This window comes from Pseudomonas sp. JH-2, from assembly GCF_036231725.1.
Taxonomy (GTDB): domain Bacteria; phylum Pseudomonadota; class Gammaproteobacteria; order Pseudomonadales; family Pseudomonadaceae; genus Pseudomonas; species Pseudomonas delhiensis.
Window position 1 is genome coordinate 1 of sequence record NZ_JAZAQP010000043.1, and the last position, 16,181, is coordinate 16,181.

The window sequence follows — 16,181 nt, forward strand, 5'->3', positions numbered from 1 at the left end:
CCCTCTCCCGCTTGCGGGGGAGGGTTAGGGAGGGGGGGGCGGAGTCAGGCCCAGCGCCGGTGCATCGTCGAAGTCCGCAACCCTCTCCCCAGCCCTCTCCCTGAAGGGAGAGGGGGCCGTTCGGAGCACTCGGGCAGCACGTCGCTCGCCGGTTGGCCCGGAATCGATCACGGATACCTCCGGCTGGCTGCATGGCCCCTCGTTCTGCCCAACGGTTCTCTCTCCCGCTTGCGGGGGAGGGTTAGGGAGGGGGTGCGGAGTCAGGCCCAGCGCCGGCGTGTCGTCGAAGTCCGCAACCCTCTCCCCAGCCCTCTCCCTGAAGGGAGAGGGGGCCGTTCGGAGCACTCGGGCAGCACGTCGCTCGCCGGTTGGCCCGGAATCGATCACGGATACCTCCGGCTGGCTGCATGGCCCCTCGTTCTGCCCAACGGTTCTCTCTCCCGCTTGCGGGGGAGGGTTAGGGAGGGGGTGCGGAGTCAGGCCCAGCGCCGGCGTGTCGTCGAAGTCCGCAACCCTCTCCCCAGCCCTCTCCCTGAAGGGAGAGGGGGCCGTTCGGAGCACTCGGGCAGCACGTCGCTCGCCGGTTGGCCCGGAATCGATCACGGATACCTCCGGCTGGCTGCATGGCCCCTCGTTCTGCCCAACGGTCCCCTCTCCCGCTTGCGGGGGAGGGTTAGGGAGGGGGGGCGGAGTCAGGCCCGGCGCCAGTGCATCGTCGAAGTTCGCAATCCTCTCCCCAGCCCTCTCCCCGAAGGGAGAGGGAGCTGTCCGTGCAAAGGGGAAGAATCGAGTGAGCCGGCCAGCCCCGCAGGAATCTGGCCGGGCCGGTGCTTACAAATGCGCCTCGGCGAACTCCGCCAGCACCGAGCGCGGTACCCCCTGCAGGGTCACGTGCACGCCGTGGGGGAAGTCCTTGAAGCGTTCGGTCAGGTAGGTCAGGCCGGAGCTGGTGGCCGACAGGTAGGGGGTGTCGATCTGCGCCAGGTTGCCCAGGCAGATCACCTTGGAGCCGTTGCCGGCGCGGGTGATGATGGTCTTCATCTGGTGCGGGGTGAGGTTCTGGCACTCGTCGATGAGGATCAGGCTCTGCTGGAAGCTGCGGCCGCGGATGTAGTTCAGCGACTTGAACTGCAGCGGCACCTTGCTGAGGATGTAGTCGACGCTGCCGTGGGTGCATTCGTCGTCCGAATGCAGGGCCTCTAGGTTGTCGGTGATGGCCCCCAGCCAGGGCTCCATCTTCTCGGCCTCGGTGCCGGGCAGGAAGCCGATGTCCTCGTCCAGGCCCTGCACGCTGCGGGTGGCGATGATGCGCCGGTAGCGCTTGGTGACCATGGTCTGCTCGATGGCCGCGGCCAGGGCCAGGATGGTCTTGCCCGAGCCGGCGGCGCCGGACAGGTTGACCAGGTGGATGTCCGGGTCGAGCAGCGCGTACAGCGCCAGCGACTGGTACAGGTCGCGCGGGCGCAGGCCCCAGGCTTCCTGGTGCAGCAGCGGCTCCTGGTGCAGGTCGAGGATCAGCAGCTCGTCCTGCTGGATGCCCTTGATCCAGCCGACGAAGCCCTGCTCGTCGACGATGAACTCGTTGATGTGCACCGCCGGCAGGTTGTCGGTGAGCTGCACGCGGTGCCAGGTGCGGCCGTGGTCCTGGCGCGTCTCGACCTTGCTGACGCGGTCCCAGAACGAGCCGTTCAGCGAGTGGTAGCCGCGCGGCAGCAGGGCCACGTCGTCGATCAGCTGGTCGGTGTGGTAGTCCTCGGCCGCCACCCCGCAGGCGCGCGCCTTCAGGCGCATGTTGATGTCCTTGGTGACCAGCACCACCCGGCGGCTGCTGTTGCGGCTCTGCAGCTCGACCAGTTGGTTGATGATCTTGTTGTCGTTGAGGTGCTCCGGCAGCCAGGTGATGGGCTCGGCGCGCTTGCTCATGAGGATCGACAGGCTGCCGCAGGGGCCGCTCTTGCCACGCTGGATGGGTACGCCATCCTCCACCTGCTCCGGGCTCGCCTCGCCGAGCACCTGGTCGATCAGGCGGATGGCCTGGCGGCATTCGGCGGCGACGGAGTGCTTTCCGGTCTTGAGCTTGTCGAGTTCCTCCAGCACCGTCATCGGGATGGCGACGTGGTGTTCCTGGAAGTTGAGCAGGGCGTTGGGATCGTGGATCAGAACGTTGGTGTCGAGGACGTAGAAGATCGGCTGGCTGGTGCTGGAACGTCCGTGGTCATCCATACGCGTGTCACCTCATTCTGGGGGCGTTACGACGGAATGCCGTGACAGCGCTCCGCCGTGCGGTGAGACGCCGGCTCTCGATGCCGGGGCTCGAGAGAGGTGCAAGCAAGGGACGGGCCGGGGCCGCCACCTGTCTGCAGGGTTCGGCGGTCTACGGCTCCAGAAATACAGGAAAAAACATGACGATAAAAAGTCTTTTTGCTTCTCAGAAAACTTTTTTTCGTCCGACGACGAAATACCTTGGCGAGGGCCCCGCGGAGCGCTAGTTTTAAAAGTCCTACCGCCCGCGAACCCCCTGCCATTTTTCGGCAAATCAGTCCCTTAGCCCGCCGAAGAACGCCTGTGCGTTGCGCTCGAGCGTCTGCAGGTGGTAGCCGCCTTCCTGCACGATGACCTGCGGCAACCCCAGCGACGCCACCTCGCGCCCGAGCCGGGCGAAGCCCTCGGTGCTCACCGCCACCTTGGACTGCGGGTCTTCGCGGTAGATGTCGAACCCCAGGGACAGCACCAGCGCCTGTGCCCCGAACTGGCGCACCGCCTGCAGCGCCTTGCCCACCTGGGCGAAGAACTCCTCCTCGCTGGCGCCATGGCGCATCGGCAGGTTGAGGTTGAAGCCCTCGCCGCGGCCCTCGCCGCGCTCGTCGTCGAAGCCGGCGACCACCGGGTAGAAGTTGGTCGGGTCACCGTGGACCGAGACGTAGAGCACGTCGTCGCGGCCGTAGAAGATTTCCTGGATGCCCTGGCCGTGGTGCATGTCGGTATCGAGGATGGCGACCTTGCCGAACCGCGCGCGCAGCTCGGCGGCGGCGATGGCGGCGTTGTTCAGGTAGCAGAAGCCGCCGGCGCCCTCCTCCCGCGCATGATGGCCCGGCGGGCGGCACAGCGCGTAGGCCGAGGGCGCGCCGTCGCGCACCGCCCGCGCAGCCGCCACCGCGCTCTGCGCCGACCAGTAGGCCGCGCGCCAAGTGTGCCGGCCCACCGGGCAGCTGCCGTCGGCGAGGTAGCGCGCCGCCTGGGCGAGGATGCCGCGCAGCGGGTTGCCCTCGCGGATGAACACGTTGGACATCACCTCGTCGCCCCAGTCCTCCGGCACCTGGTGCCAACGCTCATAGGCGTGCTCGAGAAAGTCCAGGTAGGCGGCGCTGTGCGCCGCCAGCAGCGGTTCGCGGCCGAAGTCCCGCGGTTCGTCCAGCGCGAAGCCCAGCGCGCGGACGGCCGCCAGCAGGTGCTCGGCGCGCTGCGGGACCTCCTGCGGGGTGCGCATCTGGCCACGGGAAAAGTAGCTGCGCGGCACGTGCAGCAGCTGGTCGGGGTGGAAGAAGGTCTGCATGGCTGTCTCCTTCAGTCGATCCGGCCGGCGCGGGCCAGCACGGCGTTGAGCAGGACGTCGGCACCCTGGGCGGCGTGGGCGGGGATCACGTCCTCGGCCTCGTTGTGGCTCAGGCCGCCGACGCAGGGGATGAACACCATCGCGGTCGGGCAGTTGCGCGCCAGGTGGATGGCATCGTGGCCGGCGCCGCTGACGATGTCCTGGTGCGAGTAACCCAGCGCCCGCACCGCCTCGCGCACGTGGCCGACGCAATCGGCGTCGAAGGGCGTGGCCGGGCTGAGCCAGTGCAGGCCCGCCTCCAGCGCCAGCCCGCGGCGCGCGGCGATGGCCTCCAGCAGCGCACGCGCCTCCTGCTCCATGGCGCCTATCACCTCGTCCTGGTGGTGGCGCAGGTCGATGGTGAAGTCCACCTGCCCGGCGATGGTGTTGCGCGAGGACTTGGCGATCGCCAGCTGGCCCACGGTCACCAGGCCGTGGGGCGCGAAGCGCTGGGCCAGCGCCTCCAGCGCCTGGATCATCTCGGCGGCGCCGAACAGCGCGTCGTGGCGCAGCGGCATCGGCGTGGTGCCGGCGTGGGCGGCCTGGCCGCCCACGCGCACGTCCAGCCAGCGGATGGCCTGGCCGCCGGTGACCACGCCGACGTCGACGGCGTTGTCCTCCAGGATCGGCCCCTGCTCGATGTGCGCCTCGAAGTAGGCATCCAGCCGGCGCCCCAGCGGCAGGTCGCCCTGCCAGCCGAGCGCCCGCAGGGCCTCGCCGACGCTGATGCCCTCGGCATCCCGGGCGTTCAGCGCGGCGTCCAGCGCCATGGCGCCGGTGAAGGCCGCCGAGCCGAGCATGGCCGGGGTGAAGCGCGCGCCTTCCTCGTTGGTCCAGACCGCGACCTCCAGCGGGCGGCGGGTGCGGATGCCCTGGTCATTCAGGCTGCGCAGCACTTCCAGCCCGGCGAGCACACCATACACGCCGTCGAAGCGGCCCCCCTCGGGCTGGGTGTCGAGGTGGCTGCCCATCACCACGGGGTCCAGCCCATCGTCCTCGCCGGCGCGGCGGGCGAACAGGTTGCCCACCGCGTCGCGGCGCAGGCCCAGGCCGGCGTCGCGGCACCAGCCTTCGAACAGCTCGCGGCCGTGGCGATCCTCTTCCGAAAGCGCCAGCCGGCGCGAACCGCCACGGGCGGTGGCGCCCACCCGGGCCATGTCCATCAGGCTCGCCCACAGGCGCTCGGCATCGATCTTCAGCATCAGGGTCTCCTTGGAGTCAGGCGGTGGCCGGCGCGGTGCGCACGCGCAGCCGGCGGTCGAGGCCGACGATGCACAGCAGCGAGAGGCCGGCCAGCAGGGAATAGAACAGCGCCAGGGGCAGCCACTGGCCGTCGAAGCGGTGCGCCAGCCAGGTGCCGATCAGCGGGGTGAGCCCGCCGGCGATGGCGCCGCAGACCTGGTAGGCGATGGAGATCGCCGAATAGCGCACGCGGGTGTCGAACACCTCGCTGACGAACCCGGCGATCACCGAATAGAAGCTGGCCATGCACACCACGGCGGTCGCGATGCCGAGGATGATCGCCAGCGCATGGCCCTGGCTGACCAGCAGGAACATCGGATAGGGCGAGGCCACCGCCAGCAGCGCGGCCAGCTTGAGGAAGCGCGCCGCGCCCATGACTTCGGCCAGCCGCGCGGCCAGCGGCTGCACGCAGAGCTGGATGACCGCCACGTAGAACAGGCAGTCGAGGATCAGCGCGCGGTCGATGGCGAGGTTCTGCGTGGTGTAGGAAATCATGAAGGTGTTGGTGAAGTAGACGCCGGCGATGCCGATGGTGTTGGCGCCGATGCACAGCAGCAGTGGCCGCCAGGCGTTGCGCAGCACTTCCAGTGCCGGCAGCTTGTGCTGCCGGGCCTGCTGCTTCACCCGGGCGAACTCGGGGGATTCGTTGACGCCCAGGCGAATCGCCAGGCCCACCAGCAGCAGCGCCGAGCTGGCCAGGAACGGCAGGCGCCAGCCCCAGTCGAGGAAGACCGCGCCGTCCAGGCTGGTGACGGCCTTGAATGCCAGCAGCGAGAGGATCAGCCCGGCCGGGCTGCCCAACTGGGCGAAGGAGGCGAAGAAGGTGCGCCGGCCGCTGGGCGCGTGCTCGCCGGCCATCAGCACCGCCCCGCCCCACTCGCCGCCCACGGCGATGCCCTGGACGATGCGCAGCGCCACCAGCAGCACCGGCGCCAGCAGGCCGACCTGCCCGTAGGTCGGCAGCAGGCCGATGCACACGGTGGCCACGCCCATCATCACCAGGGTGACCAGCAGCGCCTTCTTGCGCCCGATGCGGTCGCCCAGGTGGCCGAAGATCAGCCCGCCCAGCGGACGCGCGAAGAAGCCCACGGCGAAGGTGCCGAAGGCGGCCATGGTGCTGAGGAACTGGCTTTGCGAGGGGAAGAACAGGGTGCCGAACACCAGGGCGGCGGCGGTGGCGTAGATATAGAAGTCGTACCACTCGATCATGGTACCGATGAAGGCGGCCGTGGCGGCACGGACCGGCTGTGGCGCGGGTTGGGACATGTCAGGCTCCCGATCTTGTGGTTTGTTCTGGGCAGCGGCGGTAGGGCTCGGCGCTCTGCGGCGCCTGTGGACGTTATCGCCCCCGGCTGGATAATCAGTCAATTTTCTAATCATTATTCAAAGAATAATTGCTGCTTATAATCAGCGGATTGCCCCACGGAGCCTCGCGATGGAACTCGGCCGCCACCTCAACGACCGCCTGGACTGGAACCTGCTGCGCACCTGGCTGGTGATCGGCCAGGAACGCAGCATCAGCCGCGCCGCCGCGCGCCTGCACCTGACCCAGCCGGCGGTCAGCCAGGCCCTGCGCCGCCTGGAGGAACAACTCGGCGCCGCCCTGGTGCAGCGGCGCGGGCCGCGCTTCGAGGTCACGGCGCTGGGCGAGGAGATCCTGCGCATCGCCGGTGACATCAACGGCAACGTCTCGCGCCTGGCCGCCGCCCTGGAGCAACCGGCCGACCAGGTGGTGGGCAAGGTCCGCCTGCTGAGCATCAGCCGGATCCAGTCGGACTTCTACGACGGCTTCCTCGCCGACTTCCACCGCGCCCACCCCGGCGTGGAACTGGACATCGAGGTGATGCGCAGCGCCGACGTGCTCAGCGCGCTGCAGCAGAAGACCGCCACCCTCGGCCTGGCCCTGTGCCGCCAGCCCTCGCCGCGCCTGGAGCAGCGCGCCTTCCTGCGCCAGCGCTACGTGTTCCTCTGCGGCCGCCACCATCCGTTCTTCGGGCGCCGCGACCTGCGCCTGGCCGACCTGCAGGGCGAGAACTACGTGACCTTCACCAGCGACCAGATCGGCGAGGTGCTCTCGCCGCTGACCATCTTCCGCGACCAGCAGGGCTTCACCGGCAAGCTGGTGGCTTCCTCGCCCAGCCTGGAGGAAGTCCGCCGCCTGGTGCACTGCGGTTTCGGCATCGGCTGCCTGCCCCGGCACATAGTCGCCGACGACCTGGCCCAGGGCCGCCTCTGGGCGCTGCCGCCGGAGGACGGCGTGGCCGACGTGGACATCCACCTGCTGTGGAACCGCGAGCAGAAACACACCCAGGCCGAGCGCTGCTTCCTCGGCGAACTGCTCAAGCGCATGGAACAGGTGCCGGTGGAACAGCGCCTCCTATCGTCCCCATAGCTGGAGCCGACGCCCGCGACTCCCTACAATCGCCCGACGCTTCGAGGAGACCGCACGATGCTGATGGTGATTTCCCCCGCCAAGACCCTGGACTACGAGACCCCGCCGGTCACCGACCGCCACACCCTGCCGCTGCACCTGGACGATGCCCAGGAGCTGATCGGCGTGCTGCGCGAGATGACCCCGGCGCAGATCGGCAGCCTGATGAGCCTGTCGGACAAGCTCGCCGGCCTGAACGCCGCGCGCTACGCCAGCTGGCACCCCGACTTCACCCCGGCCAACGCCAGGCAGGCGCTGCTGGCCTTCAAGGGCGACGTCTACACCGGCCTTGCCGCCGAGGACTTCGACGACGCCGACTTCGACTTCGCCCAGCGCCACCTGCGCATGCTGTCCGGCCTGTACGGCGTGCTGCGGCCGCTGGACCTGATGCAGCCCTACCGCCTGGAGATGGGCACCAGGCTGGCCAACGCCCGCGGCGCCAACCTCTACGAGTTCTGGGGCGAGCGCATCAGCGCCTGGCTCGGCCAGGACCTCGCCGAGCAGGGCGACGCCGTGCTGCTCAACCTGGCCTCCAACGAATACTTCGGCGCGGTGAAGCGCAAGGCGCTGGACGCCCGCATCATCGATACCGAGTTCAAGGACCTGAAGAACGGCCAGTACAAGATCATCAGCTTCTACGCCAAGAAGGCCCGCGGCCTGATGGCCCGCTACGTGATCAAGGAGCGCCTGACCGACCCCGAGGGCCTGAAGGACTTCGACTACGCCGGCTACCGCTTCGCCGCCGAGGCGTCCTCCGCCGACCGCCTGGTGTTCCTGCGCGACCAGCCCGACGCCTGATTCGCCCCCGAAAGTGGCGGCCAAACGGCCGCCACACCCTCCCCGCGCTACCGTCGATCCCCTTCCGGGCGCCCCGCGCCGTCGAATTACCCACACGGCGAAAATGGTCAAGGCTACCGTTCGTCGGTAACCGTGGGGACTTTGAAAAAAATTTTCTCGCCCCCGTGCGCCATCACCGCCGTGAAAAAGCGCCAGTTTTGCCATCGCGGATGTAATCCATTGGCCATTAAAAGCATCCCGCCATTACATGCAATTCAAGATTGCAAGTTGCACGAAATACCTTGAAACACCCTTCCAGGCATCCTGAACGGTAGCTGAACGAAGTGTAAAACGGCTGAATCACTGCGGAACTTTTCCCAGCCGTTGCATTTTGCAAGCCCGCCGAAAACGACGTTCGCGTTACAAGCTGATATCAAAAGCGCGCTCTTTGATGGCCAATGGATATTTAATTCCGACGGCCTCACAGGATGGGTGGCAGGAACTATCGAGCGGCGTCGAACATCCTACTTCCGCAACGCCCAATCATGGGTTTGTTGCCCATAACAGGTTTTTCGAAAACGCATCGAGCGGCGCTCGACGGCCTCGTTCAACCTGAATAATTTCAATGGCTTATGAAATTAATGCAGAACTCCAAAGCAAACTTTAGTGCATCAGAAGAGTGCAATTAATTCTAACTTTGCAATCCTCCTGAAACATTAAAGTGCATGCCGCGGAACTCTGCCCGAATTGAGTGCAGAAAATTCGAGTCACTCACGGACTGCCTGAAGCGGCGCGCCTGAAAGGGGCGCCGCGACAAAAGGGAATTGGCCAGACGGCCAACTTTTAACAGCTCGACAAAGCAGAGGTGAATACGATGCGTATCAGCATCTTTGGTCTTGGCTACGTCGGTGCAGTATGCGCCGGTTGCCTGTCCGCCCGTGGTCACGAAGTGATCGGCGTGGACGTTTCCACCACCAAGATCGACCTGATCAACCGCGGCAAGTCGCCCATCGTCGAACCGGGGCTGGAGCCCCTGCTGGAACAGGGCATCCGCACCTCGCGGCTGTCGGGCACCACCGACTTCAAGCAGGCGGTGCTGGACAGCGACGTCTCCTTCATCTGCGTCGGCACCCCGAGCAAGAAGAACGGCGACCTGGACCTGGGCTACATCGAGAGCGTGTGCCGCGAGATCGGCTATGCCATCCGCGAGAAGGCCGGCCGCCACACCGTGGTGGTGCGCAGCACCGTGCTGCCGGGCACCGTGAAGAACGTGGTGATCCCGATCATCGAGGACTGCTCGGGCAAGCAGGCCGGAGTCCACTTCGGCGTCGGCACCAACCCGGAATTCCTCCGCGAGAGCACCGCGATCAAGGACTACGACTTCCCGCCCATGACCGTCATCGGCGAGCTGGACGCCCAGACCGGCGACCTGCTGGAGGAAATCTACCGCGAGCTGGACGCGCCGATCATCCGCAAGTCCATCGAGGTCGCGGAAATGATCAAGTACACCTGCAACGTCTGGCACGCGGCCAAGGTCACCTTCGCCAACGAGATCGGCAACATCGCCAAGGCCGTCGGCGTCGATGGCCGCGAGGTGATGGACGTGGTCTGCCAGGACCGCAAGCTGAACCTGTCGCGCTACTACATGAAGCCCGGCTTCGCCTTCGGCGGCTCCTGCCTGCCCAAGGACGTGCGCGCCCTCACCTACCGCGCCGGCCAGCTGGACGTCGAGCACCCGATGATCGGCTCGATCATGCGCAGCAACGCCTACCAGGTGCAGAAGGCCTTCGACATCATCACCGCCCACGGTAGCCGCAAGGTCGGCCTGCTCGGCCTGTCGTTCAAGTCCGGCACCGACGACCTGCGCGAGAGCCCGCTGGTGGAACTGGCCGAGATGCTCATCGGCAAGGGCTACGAGCTGCAGATCTTCGACCGCAACGTCGAGTACGCCCGCGTCCATGGCGCGAACAAGGAGTACATCGAGTCGAAGATCCCCCACGTCTCCTCGCTGCTGGTCTCCGACCTCGACCAGGTGGTGAAGACCTCCGACGTGCTGGTGCTGGGCAACGGCGACGAGCTGTTCGTCGACGTGGTGAACAAGGCGCCCGAGGGCAAGAAGGTGGTCGACCTGATCGGCTTCATGGCCCACGGCTCCGACGAGCGCGCCGAAGGCATCTGCTGGTAAGCGCCACCGGCTCTTCGTAGGAGCGAGCTTGCTCGCGAACGCTGTTCCCCGGCGACAACCGGAGCCGGGGCGGTTCGCGAGCAAGCTCGCTCCTACGGGAGCCACCTGCCCCTTCGACGCAACGACGGACCTCATCATGGACGCATACAAACGAGCCCTCGGCGAAGCCACCGGCTGGCTGGCCTTCCTCTGCCTGCTGATGGGCCTGGCGCTGGTCGTGCCGCCGACGGTGTTCGACCCCAATGCCCGCGACTTCCTGCTGATCATCGGCGCGGTGGGCATCTGGCGCTACTCCATGGGCGGCCTGCACTTCCTGCGCGGCATGCTCTTCCTGCACGTCGTCTACCCGCACTACAAGCGGCGCCTGCGCAAGCTCGGCAAGGCGGCGGACCCGTCCCACGTCTACCTGATGGTCACCAGCTTCCGCATCGACGCCATGACCACCTCCATGGTCTACCGCTCGGTGATCCAGGAGGCCATCGCCTGCGGCTACCCGACCACCGTGGTCTGCTCCATCGTCGAGATGTCCGACCAGGTGCTGATCAAGCAGCAGTGGCACAAGCTCAACCCGCCGGCCCACGTGAAGCTGGACTTCGTGCGCATCCCCGGCACCGGCAAGCGCGACGGCCTGGCCCACGGCTTCCGCGCCATCTCCCGGCACATGCCCGACGAAGGCTCGGTGGTGGCGGTGATCGACGGCGACACCGTGCTCGAACCCGGCGTGGTCAAGGCCACGGTGCGCTGGTTCAAGCTGTTCCCCCGCGTCGGCGGCCTGACCACCAACGAATTCTGCGAGGTGCAGGGCGGCTACGTGATGAGCCAGTGGCACAAGCTGCGCTTCGCCCAGCGCCACATCAACATGTGCTCCATGGCCCTGTCCAAGCGCGTGCTGACCATGACCGGGCGCATGTCGGTATTCCGCGCCGCGGTGGTCACCGACCCCGACTTCATCGCCGACGTCGAGGCCGATCACCTGGACCACTGGCGCCTGGGGCGCTTCCAGTTCCTCACCGGCGACGACAAGTCCAGCTGGTACAGCCTGATGCGCCTGGGCTACGACACCTTCTACGTGCCGGACGCGGCCATCAACACCGTCGAGCACCCGCCGGAGAAGAGCTTCGTCAAGGCCAGCCGCAAGCTGATGTTCCGCTGGTACGGCAACAACCTGCGGCAGAACTCCCGCGCCCTGGCCCTGGGCCCGCAGCGCCTGGGCTGGTTCACCACCGTGGTGCTGTTCGACCAGCGCCTGTCCATGTGGACCTGCCTGCTCGGCCTGGTGGCGGCGATCATCGCCAGCATCAAGTACAGCATCACCTTCCTGCTGGTGTACCTGCTGTGGATCGGCATCACCCGCCTGATCCTCACCCTGCTGCTGTCGCTGTCCGGCCACCCGATCGGCCCGGCCTACCCGCTGATCCTCTATTACAACCAGATCGTCGGCGCCCTGGTGAAGATCTACGTGTTCTTCCGCCTCGACCAGCAGTCCTGGACGCGCCAGAGCACCAAGCTCGACCGCGGCCTGAACAGCTACCAGCGCTGGTTCAACACCTGGTCCTCGCGCGCCATGACCTTCTCTGCCGCCAGTGTGTTCGTCGCCGTACTCCTGACGATCGTATGACCCCTTGAGCAACCGGCCCGCGGCCGATCCGACCCGTTTCGAACATAGGACCGACTTCATGAATACCGCCGTCAACGTCAACGTCGTGCACGAATCCGAAGCCCAGCGCCAGCACGCGCGGGTCAAGCTGCCCGCGCGCATCCGCTACATCGGCGCCAACCGCGAGGGCGTCGACGCAAGGCTGCTGGACCTTTCCGCCGGCGGCTTCGCCTTCACCGCCAGCGGCGCGCCGATCCAGGTCGGCGACATCCACAAGGGCAAGCTGCTGTTCCAGATCGACAGCATCAGCTTCGCCCTGGAGGTGGAGTTCCAGGTGCGCTCCTTCGACCCGGACAGCCGCCGCACCGGCTGCGAGTTCCAGCACCTGAAGCCGCGCGAGGTCGCCGCCCTGCGCTACCTGATCACCGCGTACCTGGCCGGCGAGGTGGTCAGCGTCGGCGACATGCTCAACACCCTGCAGCGCGAGAACTTCACCAAGGCCCGCAAGCACGGCGGCGCCGGCGGCGGCATGGGCTTCTTCGGCCGCGTCCGCGCGGTGACCCTGAGCACCGCCATCTTCGTGGTCGGCGTCGGCGCCTTCGCCTTCATCCTCAACCAGCTGTACAACCTGTACTTCGTCACCCATGCCGACTCCGGCGTGGTCAACATCCCCGCCCAGCAGATCACCATGCCCCGCGAGGGCACCGTGGACAGCCTGGTGCAGCTGGACGCCGAGGTGGCCAAGGGCGCGCCCATCGCCACCTTCTCCACCAGCCTGCTGGACCTGCTCAAGGGCAACCTGTCCGACGAGCAGCTCAACCCCGGCAACATCGAGAAGCTCTTCGGCCACCAGCTCAAGGGCACCCTCACCAGCCCCTGCGACTGCCGGGTGATCGAGCAGCGCGTCGCCAACGGCCAGTACGCCAACAAGGGCGACGTGATCTTCACCCTGGCCCCGCGCGAGGCCAGCGCCACCGTCGAGGCGCGCTTCGCCTACCGCAACGCCGCCGAGCTCTCGCCGGGCACCCTGGTGCACTTCCAGGTCGCCGGCGACAGCGAGGTGCGCAGCGGCCGCATCCTGCGCACCGCGCCGGTGGACGGCGACCTGTCTTCGGAAATCCGCGCGCAGATCCAGCCCGAGCAGCCGCTGGACAGCCAGCTCGCCGGGCGTCCGGCGGAAGTCAGCATCGGCGGCCTGCCCGGCCGCACCCTGCTGAACAAGGCCATGGCCATGGCCACCGCGCGCTGAGGACCGAACCATGAACGCCATCGCCCACCATCCGCTGCGCGGCGCCGCCCTGGCCCTGGCCATCGGCCTGGCCGCCGGCTGCGCCGGCCTGCCGGACCAGCGCCTGGCCGACGAGGCCATGGCCCGCGGCGACATCGCCACCGCCCAGGCCAACTACCAGGCCCTGGCCACCCTCGGCTACACCGACGCGCAGATCGGCCTGGCCGACATGCAGGCCGCCAGCGGCGACAGCGCCGCCCAGGCCAAGGCCGAGAAGCTCTACCGCGACGCGGCCGAGACCTCGCCGCGGGCCCGCGCGCGCCTGGGCAAGTGGCTGGCGGCCAAGCCCGGCGCCAGCGACGCCGAGCACCGCGAGGCCGAGCAGTTGCTCAACCGCGCCTTCAACGAGGGCGAGGACAGTGCCCTGGTGCCGCTGATCGTGCTCTACCTGCAGTACCCACAGGCCTGGCCGGGGGTGAACCCGCAGCAGCGCATCGACCAGTGGCGCGCCCAGGGCCTGCCCCAGGCGGACCTGGCGCAGATCATCCTGTACCGCACCCAGGGCACCTACAACCAGCACCTGGGCGAGATCGAGCAGGTCTGCCAGCGCTGGCTGACGCGCATGGACGTGTGCTGGATGGAGCTGGCCACGGTCTACCAGGTGCAGGGCGACGCGGATAAGCAGAAGGCCCACCTCGACCGCCTGCGCGCCGCGCACAAGGCCGGCCGGGTGCCGCCCGAGCGCGTGGAATCGGTGGCCCAGGTGCTGGCCGACGCCGACCTCGGCAAGCCCGACCCGCAGACCGCCCAGGCGCTGCTCAGCGAACTGGCGCCGAGCTATCCCGCGGCCTGGGTCGACCTCGCCAAGCTGCAGTACGACTACCCCGAGCTGGGTGACGTCGACCAGATGCTCGACTACCTGAAGAAGGGCCAGGACGCCGCCCAGCCGCGCGCCGAACTGCTGCTGGGGCGCCTGTACTACGACGGCAAGTGGATGCCCCAGGACCCGGCCAAGGCCGAGCAGCACCTGCTCAAGGCCGCCGCCAGCGAACCCCAGGCGCACTATTACCTGGGGCAGATCTACCGCCGCGGCTTCCTCGGCAAGGTCTACCCGCAGAAGGCCGCCGACCACCTGCTGATCGCCGCCCGCGCCGGCCAGGCCAGCGCCGACATGGCCCTGGCGCAGCTCTGGTCCCAGGGCCGCGGCGTGCAGCCCAACCGCGTCAACGCCTACGTCTTCGGCACCCTGGCGCAGCGCCAGCAGATACCCCAGGCCGGCGACCTGATGAGCGAACTGCAACCGCAGCTGCAGCCGGCTGAACTGAGCCAGGCGCAGCAGCTGCTCAAGCGCGAGGAACAGGCCCGCGGCGCCAACTGGCAGGCCACCGTCAGCCTCATGCAGAACGAACAGGAACAAGAAAGCCTATGAAGCGCCCCGACCCGACCTCCGCCCCGCTGTTCCAACCGATCCGCCTGGCCCGCGCCATCCGCCGCGCCCGGCTGTTCCCGGCGATGCTCGGCGCCGGCATGAGCCTGGCCGGCACCCTGTTCGCCGCCGGCGCCTGGGCCGACGACACGCCGCCGAAGAACTACGGCATCGACATCAAGATCACCGCCGAGTCCGAGGACGACCGTGACCTGGGCACCGCCCACGGCGGCGACCTCAACGGCATCGGCATCGACCTGCGGCCCTGGGCCTTCGGCCAGTGGGGGCAGTGGAGCGCCTACGTGATGGGCCAGGCGGTGGCCGCCACCGACACCATCCAGACCGACACCCTGCAGTCCGACGAGGTCGACGCCAGCGGCCGCGACAGCAGCGACAACAAGCGCGAACCGGACGACGCCTACCTCGCCCTGCGCGAGTTCTGGGTGGACTACGCCGGCCTCACCCAGTACCCCGGCGAGCACCTGCGCTTCGGCCGCCAGCGCCTGCGCGACGACAGCGGCATGTGGCAGGACACCAACATCGAGGCGCTGAACTGGACCTTCGACACCACCCTGCTGCGCGCCCACCTGGGCGCCGCCCAGCGCTTCTCCGAGTACCGCACCGACATCACCGACCTGGCGCCGGAAGACGAGGACCGCACCCACCTGTTCGGCGACATCTCCACGCAGTGGGCGCCGCACCACTGGGTGGGCCTGCGCCTGCACCACAGCGACGACAGCGGCAACCTGCCGGAGCCGGGCGAGACCATAGACTCGCTGGACAAGCGTTCCACCGGCGACCTCACCTGGGTCGGCGTCGAGGCCAACGGCGACGGCTACAACTACCGCTCGCAGATGCCGCTGAACTACTGGGCCAGCGCCACCTGGCTGACCGGCAACCGCGACCGCCTGACCAGCGCCGCGGTGGACGGCGAACGCGTGGCCACCGGCAAGCAGAGCGGCGACGTCAACGCCTACGGCATCGACCTGGGCCTGCGCTGGAACATCGACGAGCAATGGCGCGCCGGCGTCGGCTACGCCCGCGGCAGCGGCGGCGGCCACGACGGCGAGGACCAGTACGAGCAGACCGGCCTGCAGAGCAACCGCTCCAACTTCACCGGCACCCGCGCCCGCGTGCATCGCTTCGGCGAGGCCTTCCGCGGCGAGCTTTCCAACCTCCAGGACGCCACCCTGTTCGGCGCCTGGCAGCTGCGCGACGACTACGACGCCAGCGTCGTGTACCACAAGTTCTGGCGCGTGGACGGCGACTCGGACATCGGCAACAGCGGCATCAGCGCGCCGCTGGAGAACAACTCCAAGGACATCGGCCAGGAAGTCGACCTGGTGGTCACCAAGTACTTCAAGCAGGGCCTGCTGCCCGCCTCGATGAGCCAGTACATCGACGAGCCCTCGGCCCTGGTGCGCTTCCGCGGCGGCGTCTTCAAGCCCGGCGACGCCTACGGCAGCCACGTCGACTCGACGATGCACCACGCCTTCGTCGATTTCATCTGGCGCTTCTGAGGAGCAGGGCGATGCGAGCTGGCAGTCACTGGTTCCCCGCGTTCGCGGGGATGACGGAACAACCCTCCCGCGTGCGAACGGGCACGGGGAGCGCGGGGGTTCGCATCCCCCGCCCGGCGACCGTCACTCCCGCGCGCGCGGGAGCCCAGCGCCTTCCGGCTCCACGCCCACAGGGAGAACCCA

General features: G+C 68.0%; 11 protein-coding genes. 7 read left to right on the top strand and 4 right to left on the bottom strand.

Features of this window, described 5'->3' with window-relative positions; all coding sequences use genetic code 11:
- Positions 1–831 precede the first annotated feature (831 nt).
- The 4 genes from VV867_RS23810 to VV867_RS23825 form a co-directional block, all read right to left on the bottom strand.
- Positions 832–2,223: a PhoH family protein gene (locus tag VV867_RS23810; RefSeq protein WP_089389571.1), complete on the bottom strand. Its 1,392-nt coding sequence runs from the start codon at positions 2,221–2,223 to the stop codon at positions 832–834.
- A 313-nt stretch (positions 2,224–2,536) separates the two neighbouring features.
- Positions 2,537–3,553, bottom strand: coding sequence for a histone deacetylase family protein (locus VV867_RS23815; protein ID WP_109932254.1), 1,017 nt, complete (start codon positions 3,551–3,553; stop codon positions 2,537–2,539).
- An 11-nt stretch (positions 3,554–3,564) separates the two neighbouring features.
- Positions 3,565–4,794, bottom strand: coding sequence for a Zn-dependent hydrolase (locus tag VV867_RS23820; protein ID WP_328567716.1), 1,230 nt, complete (start codon positions 4,792–4,794; stop codon positions 3,565–3,567).
- 16 nt (positions 4,795–4,810) lie between these two features.
- Positions 4,811–6,100: an MFS transporter gene (locus tag VV867_RS23825; protein ID WP_328567717.1), complete on the bottom strand. Its 1,290-nt coding sequence runs from the start codon at positions 6,098–6,100 to the stop codon at positions 4,811–4,813.
- A gap of 169 nt (positions 6,101–6,269) precedes the next feature.
- Between VV867_RS23825 and VV867_RS23830 the strand changes: the two genes are divergently transcribed.
- The 7 genes from VV867_RS23830 to VV867_RS23860 all read left to right on the top strand — a co-directional run bounded on the left by VV867_RS23830 (position 6,270) and on the right by VV867_RS23860 (position 15,998).
- Positions 6,270–7,226 carry a LysR family transcriptional regulator gene (locus VV867_RS23830; protein ID WP_328567718.1) on the top strand — a complete coding sequence of 319 codons (957 nt, stop codon included), beginning with the start codon at positions 6,270–6,272 and terminating at the stop codon, positions 7,224–7,226.
- Positions 7,227–7,283: 57 nt separating this feature from the next.
- On the top strand, positions 7,284–8,063 hold the full coding sequence (gene yaaA, locus VV867_RS23835) for a peroxide stress protein YaaA (protein WP_328567719.1): 780 nt from the start codon (positions 7,284–7,286) through the stop codon (positions 8,061–8,063).
- Positions 8,064–8,916: 853 nt separating this feature from the next.
- A complete protein-coding gene (gene algD / locus VV867_RS23840) occupies positions 8,917–10,227 on the top strand; it encodes a GDP-mannose 6-dehydrogenase (RefSeq protein ID WP_328567720.1) in 1,311 nt (436 codons plus the stop codon).
- Between the two features lie 133 nt (positions 10,228–10,360).
- Positions 10,361–11,845 carry a mannuronan synthase gene (gene alg8 / locus VV867_RS23845; protein ID WP_328567741.1) on the top strand — a complete coding sequence of 495 codons (1,485 nt, stop codon included), beginning with the start codon at positions 10,361–10,363 and terminating at the stop codon, positions 11,843–11,845.
- A 58-nt stretch (positions 11,846–11,903) separates the two neighbouring features.
- Positions 11,904–13,073 carry an alginate biosynthesis protein Alg44 gene (locus VV867_RS23850; RefSeq protein ID WP_109932265.1) on the top strand — a complete coding sequence of 390 codons (1,170 nt, stop codon included), beginning with the start codon at positions 11,904–11,906 and terminating at the stop codon, positions 13,071–13,073.
- A gap of 10 nt (positions 13,074–13,083) precedes the next feature.
- Complete coding sequence (algK, locus tag VV867_RS23855; RefSeq protein WP_328567721.1) at positions 13,084–14,481, top strand: alginate biosynthesis TPR repeat lipoprotein AlgK; 1,398 nt, start codon at positions 13,084–13,086, stop codon at positions 14,479–14,481.
- 83 nt (positions 14,482–14,564) lie between these two features.
- Positions 14,565–15,998 carry an alginate export family protein gene (locus VV867_RS23860; RefSeq protein WP_442965050.1) on the top strand — a complete coding sequence of 478 codons (1,434 nt, stop codon included), beginning with the start codon at positions 14,565–14,567 and terminating at the stop codon, positions 15,996–15,998.
- Positions 15,999–16,181: the final 183 nt, after the last annotated feature.

Coding starts and splice junctions, on each gene's coding strand:
- VV867_RS23810 (WP_089389571.1), bottom strand. CDS start 2,223: ATGGATGACCACGGACGTTCCAGCACCAGCCAGCCGATCTTCTACGTC.
- VV867_RS23815 (WP_109932254.1), bottom strand. CDS start 3,553: ATGCAGACCTTCTTCCACCCCGACCAGCTGCTGCACGTGCCGCGCAGC.
- VV867_RS23820 (WP_328567716.1), bottom strand. CDS start 4,794: ATGCTGAAGATCGATGCCGAGCGCCTGTGGGCGAGCCTGATGGACATG.
- VV867_RS23825 (WP_328567717.1), bottom strand. CDS start 6,100: ATGTCCCAACCCGCGCCACAGCCGGTCCGTGCCGCCACGGCCGCCTTC.
- VV867_RS23830 (WP_328567718.1), top strand. CDS start 6,270: ATGGAACTCGGCCGCCACCTCAACGACCGCCTGGACTGGAACCTGCTG.
- yaaA (WP_328567719.1), top strand. CDS start 7,284: ATGCTGATGGTGATTTCCCCCGCCAAGACCCTGGACTACGAGACCCCG.
- algD (WP_328567720.1), top strand. CDS start 8,917: ATGCGTATCAGCATCTTTGGTCTTGGCTACGTCGGTGCAGTATGCGCC.
- VV867_RS23850 (WP_109932265.1), top strand. CDS start 11,904: ATGAATACCGCCGTCAACGTCAACGTCGTGCACGAATCCGAAGCCCAG.
- algK (WP_328567721.1), top strand. CDS start 13,084: ATGAACGCCATCGCCCACCATCCGCTGCGCGGCGCCGCCCTGGCCCTG.
- VV867_RS23860 (WP_442965050.1), top strand. CDS start 14,565: ATGCTCGGCGCCGGCATGAGCCTGGCCGGCACCCTGTTCGCCGCCGGC.